Genomic DNA, 10,882 nt, shown 5'->3' with positions numbered 1-10,882 from the left:
GGCTCCGCCGTCGTCCGCTCCCTGTGTTGCATGCGTGGCCGGAACGCGTGGCCGGGCAGGCGCCTTGGCACCATTTTCGTCAATATTGTTGAACAATCTTGGATTCTCGTGCATCCTAAAGAGACCACTTCAACGAGACGAGAATCACTATGGCCTCCATTGACCTCAACAGCGACGTCGGCGAATCCTTCGGCAACTGGACCATGGGCGACGACGCCGCCATCTTCCGCTCCGTCTCCAGCGCGAACATCGCGTGCGGCTTCCACGCCGGCGACCCCTCCACGATTGCCCAGACCTGCCGCGACGCCGTCGCCGCCGGCATCAGCATCGGCGCCCACGTGGGGTACCGCGACCTTGCAGGCTTCGGCCGCCGCTTCCTGGACTGCTCCCCCACGGAACTCGCGGATGACGTGCTCTACCAGCTGGGAGCCCTGGAAGGCATTGCCCGCGCAGCCGGCGGCCGGATCAGCTACGTAAAACCCCACGGGGCGCTGTACAACACCATCGTGACCCATCAGGTGCAGGCGCAGTCAGTGGTGGATGCGGTCAAAGCCTTCGGCGGGGACCTGCCGATGCTGCTGTTGCCGGGTTCGGTGGCACTGGCCGCCGCCGAGGCAGCCGGCCTCCGCGGAGTAGCCGAGGCCTTCGCGGACCGCGCCTACAACCCGGACGGAACACTGGTGTCCCGCCGCGAACCCGGCGCCGTCCTCCATGACGAGGATGCTGTGGCAGCCAACATGGTGCGGCTGGCCACCGAGGGCACCATCGTTGCCCGGGACGGGTCCACCATCAAAACCTCGGCCGAAAGCATCTGCCTGCACGGCGACACCGCCGGCGCCGTGTCCATGGCGGCCGCGGTCCGCCGCGAACTCGAAGCAGCCGGCGTGGACATCAGGAGCTTCGTGTGAGTTCCCCGGAGATACGCTGGGCCGGGCCCCGGGCCCTGCTCCTGGAGCTGGACTCCCTTGACGCAGTGCTGTCCCTGCACTCCCGCCTCAGGGACAACCCGGCTGCGGGACAGGTCGATGTGCTCGCGGCGGCACAAACAGTGCTGGTTGTCTTCGACTCCCGCGCCAGCGCCCGCGCTGCCCGCGGGTCCCTCGCCCGGGTCGGGAGCATGCCGGCTGGCGCCGCTGCCGTCCAGGACAAGCCGGTGCACATCGAGGTGGTGTACGACGGCGAAGACCTTGCGGAGGTGGGCGAGCTCACCGGCATGGGGCCCGAGGGAGTCGTCGCCGCCCACACCGGCCAGCTGTGGACCGCCGCCTTCGGCGGGTTCGCGCCCGGTTTCGCCTACCTTGTAGGGGAAACGGACGCCCTGAACGTTCCCCGGCGCGGCACCCCGCGGACCGCCGTGCCTGCCGGATCGGTGGCCCTGGCCGGCAACTTCTCGGCCGTGTATCCGCGGCGGTCACCGGGCGGCTGGCAGCTCATCGGGCACACCGCCACGCGCATGTGGGACCTCCAGCGCGAGCAGCCCGCCCTGGTCCGCCCCGGCACCACCGTCCAGTACGTCGCGGTGCGCGAGCTCATTGAGCTCAGCCGGACGGACACGGACCAGGGTGACGGGACCCAGGCTGACGCTGCAGTTGCTGAAACACCTGCCGCCGGCCCGGCACTGGAGGTCCTTTCGCCCGGGCCACAGGCACTTATCCAGGACCTCGGGCGGCCGGGCCTGGGTGACTTGGGAGTCTCCCCGGCCGGCGCTGCAGATACTGCGAGCGCCCGCCAGGCGAACCGGCTGGTGGGAAACCTGCCCAGCGATGCCGTCATCGAAAACGTCATGGGCGGCCTTTCCGTGCAGGCTCGGGGCGAGCTGACGGTTGCGCTCAGCGGTGCGGGCGCGGCGGCGGACATCCGTAGCGAGGGTGGCAGCAGCAGGCCAGCGCCGATGTACGCCCCCTTCCCCCTGCACGACGGCGAGAGCCTCCACCTCGGAGTGCCGGAGGCAGGCCTGCGCACCTACCTCGCCGTCCGCGGCGGGATCGATGTTCCTCCAGTGCTGGGGAGCCGCTCCACGGACCTGATGTCGGGCATCGGCCCGGCCCCGCTGGCCGCCGGAACGGTGCTGCCCGTCGGCGCCGTGGACAGCGCCCGGGCAGTGGGCCATGCCGAACCGCCTGCCCTGCCGGAAGACCTCTCACCAGGCGCCGGCGGCAAGCCCGTGGTGCTGCGCATCACCACCGGCCCCCGCCACGACTGGTTCACGCCCCGCTCCCTCGCGGCCCTGACCGGGCAGGAGTGGACCGTGACCGCCGAATCGAACCGCATCGGCGTCCGGCTGGACACCGGACCGTCCGCGCCCGGAGCCGCCGACGGCACCCCGCTGGAACGGGCACGCGAAGGGGAACTCCCCAGCGAAGGCGTGGTGGCCGGCTCGCTGCAGGTCCCGCCGTCGGGCCTTCCCGTCCTGTTCCTCGCCGACCATCCGGTCACCGGAGGCTATCCCGTGATCGGTGCCGTTATTCCCGAAGACCTTCCTGCCGCAGCGCAGCTTCCTCCGGGCGCCACCCTGCGTTTCGTGGAGGTTGACCCCGAAACTCTGCAGCACCCGGCCCCTCTCCCGAGCACGCGAAAGAAGCAATGATGAAAAAAGTCCTGATCGCCAACCGCGGTGAAATTGCCGTCCGGATTGCCCGCGCCTGCACCGACGCTGGCCTGGTCTCCGTGGCCGTGTACTCGGACCCGGATGCGGACGCGCTGCACGTGCGCCTCAGCGACGAGGCCTACGCGCTGGGGGGCTCAGCCAGCTCGGAAACCTACCTGGACATCCCTAAGCTCCTGGCTGTCGCTGCCCGGTCCGGCGCCGACGCCGTCCACCCCGGCTACGGTTTCCTTTCGGAGAACGCCGACTTTGCGCAGGCAGTGCTCGACGCCGGACTCACGTGGGTGGGCCCCTCGCCGGACGCGATCCGCAGCCTGGGCAACAAGGTCACCGCCCGCGAAATTGCGGTCCGCGCGGGTGCGCCCCTGGTCCCCGGTTCCGACGGACCGGTAGCTGACGCCGACGCGGTCCGCGCCTTTGCCGCGGAATTCGGGGTCCCCGTGGCCATCAAGGCGGCCTTCGGCGGCGGCGGCCGGGGCCTTAAGATCGCGCACCGGATGGAGGACATTGACGACGCCTTCGACTCCGCGGTCCGTGAGGCGACAGTGGCGTTCGGCCGGGGCGAGTGCTTTGTGGAGCGCTTCCTGGACCGGCCGCGGCACGTGGAGGCCCAGGTCCTGGCCGACACCCACGGGAACGTGGTGGTGGTGGGCACGCGGGACTGCTCCCTGCAGCGCCGCAACCAGAAGCTGGTGGAAGAGGCACCGGCACCGTTCCTGACCGCGGAGCAGCGCACCCGCATCCACGAGTCCGCGCGCGCCATCTGCCGTGAGGCCGGCTACACCGGTGCCGGCACGGTGGAGTACCTGGTGGCCCCCGACGGCGTGATTTCGTTCCTGGAGGTGAACACCCGCCTGCAGGTGGAGCACCCCGTCACCGAAGTGACGTCCGGGCTGGACCTGGTGCGGGAGCAGTTCCGGATCGCGGACGGGCTGCCCGTGTCCGTCACCGAGGACCCGGCACCCACCGGCCATGCGTTCGAGTTCCGTCTCAACGCCGAGGACGCCGGCCGGGGCTTCCTGCCGGCCCCCGGACCGGTGGACGTGTTCGAGGCGCCCACCGGAGCCGGGATCCGCGTGGATTCCGGTGTACGGTCCGGCTCCGTCATTCCTGCCGAATACGACTCCCTGATGGCCAAGCTGATCGTCCACGGCGAGGACCGCCAGCAGGCCCTGCGCCGCGCACGTGCCGCCCTGGACGAGCTGCGGATCGAGGGCGTCCCCACCGTTCTTCCGTTCCACCGCGCCGTGGTGCGGGATCCCGACTTCACCGCGCCGGACCGGCTGGGCGTGTTCACCACCTGGATTGAAACGGAGTTCGCCGGCCGTCTGGCCGCCTCCCTGCAGACCGGCGCCCAGGGCCCCCTGGCCCGGCGCGAAACCCTGACTGTCGAAATCGACGGGAAGGCCGTCCAGCTCGGTCTGCCCGCAAAGGTATTCCACGCCCTGCTCCACGGCGGAGGGGCCGCCGTCGAACCTTCTGCAGGCACGGAGAGCGCCGACGCGGACGGCGAGGTCACCGCCCCCATGGGCGGGAACCTGGTCAAGTGGGTGGCCGGTGACGGCGCCGGGGTTGGTGCCGGGGAGCCTGTTGCCGTTTTGGAGGCCATGAAGATGGAAACCGTGGTGGTTGCCTCTGCCACCGGAACCTTCCGGCGCGGCGGCCAGGAACCGGGCGCCGCCGTGGCCCGCGGCGAGGTGCTGGGTACTGTCGGCTAGCATCGTTAGTCGAACGGGAATGGGGGAAAGCAATGAACACTCCGGCAGACGGTACAGCCGAACACGCACACACCACGGCCTGGATCGCGTCGGTGCTGCGCACCCGCATCGCCGCGGGTGAACTGACCCCGGGCTCCAAGCTGTCCGAGGAGCCGCTGTGCGCAGCACTCGGCGTTTCACGCAACACCCTGCGCCAGGCGTTCACCACGCTCGTCAGCGAATCCATTGTGACGCGCATACCAAACCGCGGCGTCTTTGTGGCCTCACCCGGCGTCGACGAAGTTCGCGAAATCTACCGCGTGCGGCGGATGATTGAGCCTGCTGCCGTCCTGTGGGGCGAGCTGACGCCCCAGGTGCTGGAGGGACTGGAAACCATTGTGCAGCGGGCGCAGCAGGCCCGGGACAGCGGATCCGTGCCCGCCATGGCCGATGCCAACCAGGCACTGCACGGGGCCGTGGTTGCCCTGACCGGCAGCGCGTCGCTGCAGGAGCTCATGGACCGGGTGCTGGCCGAAATGCGGCTGGTGTTCCACTCCATGGCTTCGGCACCGGACTTCCACAGCCACTACGTGGACCGCAACGTGGCACTGGTGAAGCGCCTGCGCGCCGGCGAACGCCAGGAGGCTGCAGAGGGACTGCGCGCCTACCTGGACGAGGCCGAGGCGGAGCTGCTGGTGCACCTGGGCGCGGAGCAGGACCGCCGGTCCGGTATGCGACAGCGCGCCGGATAGGCACGCAGCCGAAACATACAAATGTGGGGCAGGAGACTCCTCCTGCCCCACATTTTGTTCTCTAAGTTGTCCTTGGGCGCCTACGGCACACGTTGTTATAAGCGGCGCCTACGGCACCAGGTAGTCGCTGTCCCGGGCGTCCGTGATCAGCATGTGGCCGGGCGCATGGCCGATGGCCAGCGGGGGCCGCGACTGCATCACGGCCGCCTGCGGCGTCACTCCGCAGGCCCAAAACACCGGGATGTGGCCGGCCGGGATCTCCACGGCGTCGCCGAAATCGGGCCGGCCCAGATCGGCGATGCCCAGCTCCCCCGGGTTGCCCACGTGGACCGGGGCGCCGTGCACGGCAGGGTACCGCGAGGTGATGCGGACGGCGTCCGCAACCTGCGAGGCCGGTACCGGGCGCATGGAAACCACCATCGGACCGGACATTGACCCTGCCGGGTCACATGCCCGGTTGGTCCGGTACATGGGCACGTTCACGCCCTGGTCGATATGCGCGATCCGGATGCCCCCGTCCTGCAGGGCTGCCTCGAAAGTGAAGGAGCAGCCGATCAGGAACGTCACAAGGTCGTCCTGCCAGTAGCCGGTGATATCCGTGGGCTCGTCCACTTTTTCGCCGTTCCTGTAGACGGTGTACTTGGGGACGTCCGTGCGGATGTCCCCGCCGGCCAGCAGCGGCCCGGTGGTGTGGCCCGGTTCGAGGATGCCCAGGATGGGGCACGGCTTGGGGTTGCGCTGGGCGAACAGCATCAGGTCGAAGGCATGCTCCCGCGAAATCGACAGGACGTTGGCCTGCGCGTAGCCGCGGGACCAGCCCGAGGTCGGCTCCACGAGTCCGGCTCGGAAAGCGGCGCGGGCTTCTGCGGGGAGGATGGACGCGCGGCTGGTCATGACCACAGCTTCGCCAGGCCCAGCACGGAGTTCCAGCCAAGGAACAGCGTGAGCAGCCAGGTGAGGACGCCGACAATCAGAAGCCATTTGGGGTAGGCGTAACCGTGCATGAGGTCGCGGCGCCGCCAGGCAACCCAGAGGAGGATCCCGAAGCCCACCGGGAGGATCAGCCCGTTGAAGGCACCGGCGAAGATCAGCAGCTGCTGCGGGGCCTGGCCAAGGAACAGGTAGGCCGTGGCGCAGCCTGCGATGAAAACGACAGTGATGAGGTTGCGCTTACGTTCGGGAGTCCGGGACGAGGTGATGAAGGAAACAGAGGTGAAGGCGGCTCCGATGACCGATGTGACGGCGGCGGCCCAGAGCACGATGCCGAACATGCGGGTGCCGATCTCGCCTGCAGCTGCACCGAAGGCTTCCGCAGCCATGTTGTTGCTGGTGAGCACCGTGCCGCCGGCCACCACCCCGAGGATGGCCAGGAACAACAGGACGCGCATGATGCCCGTGACGATAATGCCCAGAACCGAGCTGCGGGTGATCTCCCTGACATGTTCAATGCCCGTGGCCCCGGAATCCAGCATCCGGTGCGCGCCGGCGTAGGTGATATAGCCGCCCACGGTTCCACCAACGAGCGTGGTGATGATCAGGAAGTCCACCGTCTCCGGCAGGAAGGTGTTCTTAAGGGCCTCGCCGACGGGCGGGGCGGCAACGATGGCCACGTAGATCATCAGCAGGATCATCACGGCGCCCAGGAGCACCACGATCCGGTCCAGCGCCATCCCTGCCTTCTTGCTCAGGAAGATCAGGATGGCGACGAGCGCGGAAACGGCGCCGCCGATCTTGGGATCAACGCCGAGCATGGCATTGGCTCCGAGTCCGGTTCCGGCAATGTTGCCGATGTTGAAGACGACGCCGCCAAGGAAGACCAGGCCGGCCAGGAACCACCCGACGCCGGGAATCACCTTGTTGCCGAGCTCCTGCGCGCGCAGCCCCGAAACGCCGATAACGCGCCAGACGTTCATCTGGACTGCGATGTCGATGAGGATCGACGCGAGGATGGCGAAAGCGAAGGCTGCGCCAATCTGGGCGGTGAAGACCGTGGTCTGGGTGATGAAGCCGGGCCCGATGGCACTGGTGGCCATCAGGAACATGGCTCCCAGGAGGGCCGTGCGCCGAGCCGAGGAGCTCAGGTTCAGTTTTGTGCTGGTTTCTGCCATGGGTCCGTCCAATATTAAGGGTGACTGGAGTCACAGTGGTCGTCCCGACTGACATTACAGGTTGTTGAACAATCGGCGCAAGGTATTGTTCAACAACTTTTTTCTGGGCGGTCAAATCCCTATTCAACGAAAGAAGGCCGGGACCCCTCGGATCCCAGCCTTGCGGTCGCCGGCCGTTCGCCGGGCGGCTGAACAGCTACAGCCTGTCGGTCCGTTCCTCGCCGCCCTTGTGGCCCGAGCCCCGGAGATTCTCCTGCACCTTGCCGAACAGGTCCTTGATGGTGGACTCGGCGTTGGAGATGACATCCACCTGCAGGTATACCGGGTGGCTGACCGGGAGATCGTATTCATCCTTCAGGTGGGTGCCGCCCGAGACGCCGGCAAGGGACAGGTACACCATGGCCTCCGTGCGGGCTATTCCAGCGATCTTCCCGAACACCACAGTGAACTCGTTCGGCTGGAAGCTGACCGTGTGGCCAACATGCCCGCGGTCCAGTTCACCGGCGGGAACGGCCTTCTCTGACTGGCTTCCGGTGTAGTCCATGAACTTCTCCTCAAGATCGGCAGTTACGCTCGCAGTCTACGCGGGCCCGAAGTGGCGGTACATACCCGGCGGGCGGGCCTGCACCGGCCCGGCCGGAGCGCGCACCAGCCCTTCCCGCCGGTAGAATCTGAACGGCCATCGTTTAAAACGGCGCCGCCGTCCGCGGCCCGTTCCGTCATGGGAGGGGGACCATCCGTGCTGGCGCATCGTCCCCGGACGCCCTTCCACCTCTTCCGGGCCACTGCCGTGGCAACCGTCATCCTGGCGCTTGCGGCCGGAGCGCACCTCGCTGCCGGCGGGGAGCTCCCCGCGCCCGCCATCATGCTGGCCGTGCTGTCCCTGACCGCGCTCGGCAGCACCACTGCAACACGCCTGCGCCTGGGATTCCCCGCCCTGGCGGCGCTCCTGGGCGGCGGGCAGCTGGCGCTCCATGAGGTCTTCACGGCCTTCAGTTCCTCCGGCGCCGCCGTGGGATCCGGCACCGGCACACCCCATGGCAGCCACTTCGCCGAAACCGGCCTCCTCGCCCCGGCGGCGGACCATCTCACCGGAGCCGCGGCAACAGCCGGTCCCCTGATGCTCGCTGCGCACGTCCTGGCGACGCTGGGGTCCGCGCTGCTGCTCGCCAAAGGCGAGGCCGCACTGTGGGCGCTGGCCGCCTGGCTTCGGCCCCTTGTTGCGCTCCCCCAGCCGGTGGCGTGCGACGACGGTACCGCGCCTTTAGCTGCTTTTCCTCCTGCCGCCGCCCCGTTGCGTCCCTGGCGCAATCTCCGGCAGGACAGCCGGCGCGGCCCGCCTTCCGCCGTCGTGCTTTCCTCCTAACCCGCTCCGCGTCCTGCGGCGCCGGGCCCACAAATCTTTTAGCACCCCGGTTCCGGGCGTGCGCCGGAAAGGCAACCCATGCATACCTCCATCCTTCGACGTTCCCTGGCAGCGGCAGCAGCAACCGGAGGCGCCGCGGCACTCCTGCTGGCAGCCGCGGGCGGTGCGGCCGCCCACGTCGGCGTCACGCCGGACAAGACCTCGGCCAACTCCTATGCCCTGCTCACGTTCGCGGTCCCCCACGGCTGCGACGAGTCCGGCACCACCAGGGTGGCCATCACGCTGCCCGCGGAGCTGAACGACGCCCAGCCCACGGTCAACCCGAACTGGACCGTGGAGAAGGTGACCGAGCAGCTCCCTGAACCCAAGAAGCTCGCAGACGGCACCTCCATCACCAAGCGGACCAGCCAGATCGTCTACACCGCCAAGGCGCCCCTGGAACACCAGCTCCGGGACACCCTGATCCTCTCGGCGAAACTTCCTGATGCAGCCGGAACAACGCTGTACTTCCCCACGCTGCAGACCTGCGAAACAGGCCAGACTGACTGGTCCGAAATTCCGGCGGACGGCCAGGACCCCCATTCCCTGAAAGCACCTGCACCGTCGGTCACCGTCACGGAAGCGGCAAGCACTGACGGCCACGGCGCGGCCCCGGCCGCATCCCACTCCACCGAACAGGCCTCGGCGGTCACCGGCGGCGGGGCAGATGACGGCGGGGCAGAAGCGCGCAGCTGGGCAGGCCTGGCAGCGGGCGTCGGCGGGCTGGTACTGGGCGGTACGGCGCTGGTCCGCAGCACGGCACGGGCCCGCAAGACGACATCGCGCAGCGCGGCCGAACCCGCTGCGAAGTAGTACCGCACCAACGCAAAGCCGCACCTCAGGAGGCCCAGCCGGGCAGGGCCGTCGCTTTTGATGCCCGGATCATCACGATCCGGGCATCAAAATGCCGGGGCGGCCCGTTGCGGCGTTGACGCGGGCACCTGCTGCGGCGAAGGTGGTGCCATGAGGTCTCAGCGAATTTTCCAGGGGTTGGTCATGTCCACGGCGGCCGCGGCGGCGGCACTGATGCTCAGTGCCTGCGGGCCGGCGCAGCCGCAGTCGCAGCCGACTGCAGCAAACACCGGCACAGGCACCGGCTCGGCCAGCAGCCCAGCCAGCCCCGAAGCGTCGTCCGCGGCGCCCACGGCGTCTGCGCCGCCGTCGTCCACCGGCACACCCCCGTCCTCCGCGGCTCCCGCCCCGGGCGACCCCGCACTTTGCAAGGCGGCAGGGCTCTCGGCGGCCACCGACGCGTCAGGAGGCGGGGCGGCCGGCAGCGTATACATGAAGCTCAACCTCACCAACACCGGCTCCGAACCGTGCGTCCTCCGCGGCTATCCCGGGGTGTCCCTGACCGCTGATGCGGCCGGTGCTCCCATCGGCGCGCCGGCGGTCCGCGACGAATCCACCGCGGCGGCGGATGTCCTCCTGGCCCCCGGACAAGCCGGCTCGGCCGTGCTGCGCTACACCCAGGCCGGCAACTACTCCGACTGCGGCATAGTGGATGCGGCCGGCTACCGGATCTACCCGCCCGAGGACACGGAATCCCTGTTCCTGCCCCAGCCCACCAGGGCCTGCAGCAACAGTGCGATCACGCTGCTGGCGATCAGCCCGTTCCAGCCGGCCTGATTTCCTCCGCGGCGGGACTCCACAAAGAAACTGCAGGCGGTCCGGCAAGATGCCGGGCCACCTGCAGTTTCTCTTTGTTTGGACTTGTTCGGGGCGTGGTTACCTGGTGGCCGTGGTGGTCCGGCTGGCGCGGGCAGTGCCGCGGGACAGGGCAACACCCAGCCCGATCATGGCGACGCCGAGGACGAAGTGCAGCCAGTCATCCGCCGTGTTCACCGGCACGAAGTTCGCCGCGGTGTCCTTGCCGATCAGGAGGCCATAGATCCACAGGACCAGGTAGACGGCGCCGCCTCCGATGAGGTAGTTCCGGGACTGGGCGGCGCTGCGAGCCATGGCGATACCGGCCACACCGAACAGCAGGTGGACGATGTTGTGCAGGATGGATACCTGGAAGATGCCCAGCAGCAGCGCCCCGGATTCATGTCCGGCGAAGCCCAGGGTCTCGTAGTTGGTGGTGATGCCGGGGATGAAGCCCAGGACGCCCACAAGGAGGAAGACAGCTCCCACTGCAAGGGCTGCCGTTTGGATGGTGGTCCGGCCCACTGCGCGGCCGTCGGAACTCATGCTCATGACGTCTCCTGCTGTTTGTCGTGATGTTCACTTCGTGCCTGCCGGGCTGCCACCTGACCATAGACTTAAACCCCGACATCGTAAGTATACTTAGCAAATACGCCATCTATGGGTGG

General features: G+C 68.4%; 11 protein-coding genes and 1 pseudogene. 7 read left to right on the top strand and 5 right to left on the bottom strand.

The window, feature by feature from the left end; all coding sequences use genetic code 11:
• Positions 1–149: 149 nt before the first annotated feature.
• The 4 genes from IEX43_RS12715 to IEX43_RS12700 are packed head-to-tail and all read left to right on the top strand — an operon-like array spanning position 150 to position 5,054.
• Positions 150–908, top strand: a complete 759-nt coding sequence (locus IEX43_RS12715; RefSeq protein WP_188811526.1) for a LamB/YcsF family protein — start codon at positions 150–152, stop codon at positions 906–908.
• The gene (locus tag IEX43_RS12710; protein ID WP_188811524.1) at positions 905–2,587 is read left to right on the top strand and encodes a 5-oxoprolinase subunit B/C family protein; all 1,683 of its coding nucleotides are present in this window, start codon (positions 905–907) and stop codon (positions 2,585–2,587) included. Before IEX43_RS12715 ends, IEX43_RS12710 begins: the two co-directional genes overlap by 4 nt.
• Positions 2,587–4,323: an acetyl/propionyl/methylcrotonyl-CoA carboxylase subunit alpha gene (locus IEX43_RS12705; protein ID WP_188811522.1), complete on the top strand. Its 1,737-nt coding sequence runs from the start codon at positions 2,587–2,589 to the stop codon at positions 4,321–4,323. Before IEX43_RS12710 ends, IEX43_RS12705 begins: the two co-directional genes overlap by 1 nt.
• 32 nt (positions 4,324–4,355) lie before the next feature.
• Positions 4,356–5,054 (top strand): GntR family transcriptional regulator, encoded by a 699-nt coding sequence (locus IEX43_RS12700; protein ID WP_188811521.1) that lies wholly within the window; start codon positions 4,356–4,358, stop codon positions 5,052–5,054.
• A 108-nt stretch (positions 5,055–5,162) separates the two neighbouring features.
• On the opposite strand, the gene IEX43_RS12695 is transcribed toward IEX43_RS12700, so the two are convergent.
• The 3 genes from IEX43_RS12695 to IEX43_RS12685 form a co-directional block, all read right to left on the bottom strand.
• A complete protein-coding gene (locus tag IEX43_RS12695; protein WP_188811519.1) occupies positions 5,163–5,948 on the bottom strand; it encodes a putative hydro-lyase in 786 nt (261 codons plus the stop codon).
• Positions 5,945–7,162, bottom strand: a complete 1,218-nt coding sequence (locus IEX43_RS12690) for an NRAMP family divalent metal transporter (protein ID WP_188811517.1) — start codon at positions 7,160–7,162, stop codon at positions 5,945–5,947. The genes IEX43_RS12695 and IEX43_RS12690 overlap by 4 nt, the downstream gene beginning before the upstream one ends.
• Before the next feature lie 196 nt (positions 7,163–7,358).
• Entirely contained in the window at positions 7,359–7,706 is a 348-nt protein-coding gene (locus IEX43_RS12685) for a hypothetical protein (protein WP_066273753.1), read from the bottom strand.
• A gap of 195 nt (positions 7,707–7,901) precedes the next feature.
• On the opposite strand from IEX43_RS12685, the gene IEX43_RS12680 reads away from it, so the two are divergent.
• Entirely contained in the window at positions 7,902–8,528 is a 627-nt protein-coding gene (locus IEX43_RS12680) for a hypothetical protein (protein ID WP_188811676.1), read from the top strand.
• Positions 8,529–8,606: 78 nt separating this feature from the next.
• A complete protein-coding gene (locus tag IEX43_RS12675) occupies positions 8,607–9,380 on the top strand; it encodes a YcnI family copper-binding membrane protein (RefSeq protein WP_188811516.1) in 774 nt (257 codons plus the stop codon).
• Between the two features lie 158 nt (positions 9,381–9,538).
• Here the strand turns inward: IEX43_RS12675 and IEX43_RS20520 are convergent, their stop codons facing one another.
• Complete coding sequence (locus tag IEX43_RS20520) at positions 9,539–9,853, bottom strand: hypothetical protein (protein ID WP_308422237.1); 315 nt, start codon at positions 9,851–9,853, stop codon at positions 9,539–9,541.
• Here IEX43_RS20520 and IEX43_RS20515 point away from each other — a divergent pair.
• Positions 9,846–10,196, top strand: a pseudogene (locus IEX43_RS20515) (DUF4232 domain-containing protein); the annotation flags it as partial. The gene IEX43_RS20520 and the pseudogene IEX43_RS20515 sit on opposite strands and share 8 nt — an antisense overlap.
• A 99-nt stretch (positions 10,197–10,295) precedes the next feature.
• Here the strand turns inward: IEX43_RS20515 and IEX43_RS12665 are convergent.
• Positions 10,296–10,760: a DUF4383 domain-containing protein gene (locus IEX43_RS12665; protein WP_188811674.1), complete on the bottom strand. Its 465-nt coding sequence runs from the start codon at positions 10,758–10,760 to the stop codon at positions 10,296–10,298.
• Between the last annotated feature and the right edge of the window lie 122 nt (positions 10,761–10,882).

The sequence above is a fragment of the Pseudarthrobacter polychromogenes genome, assembly GCF_014644495.1.
GTDB classification, from domain to species: Bacteria; Actinomycetota; Actinomycetes; order Actinomycetales; family Micrococcaceae; genus Arthrobacter; species Arthrobacter polychromogenes.
The sequence above is the reverse complement of the archived record's forward strand: the minus strand, read 5'-3'. Positions and strand labels throughout refer to the sequence as shown.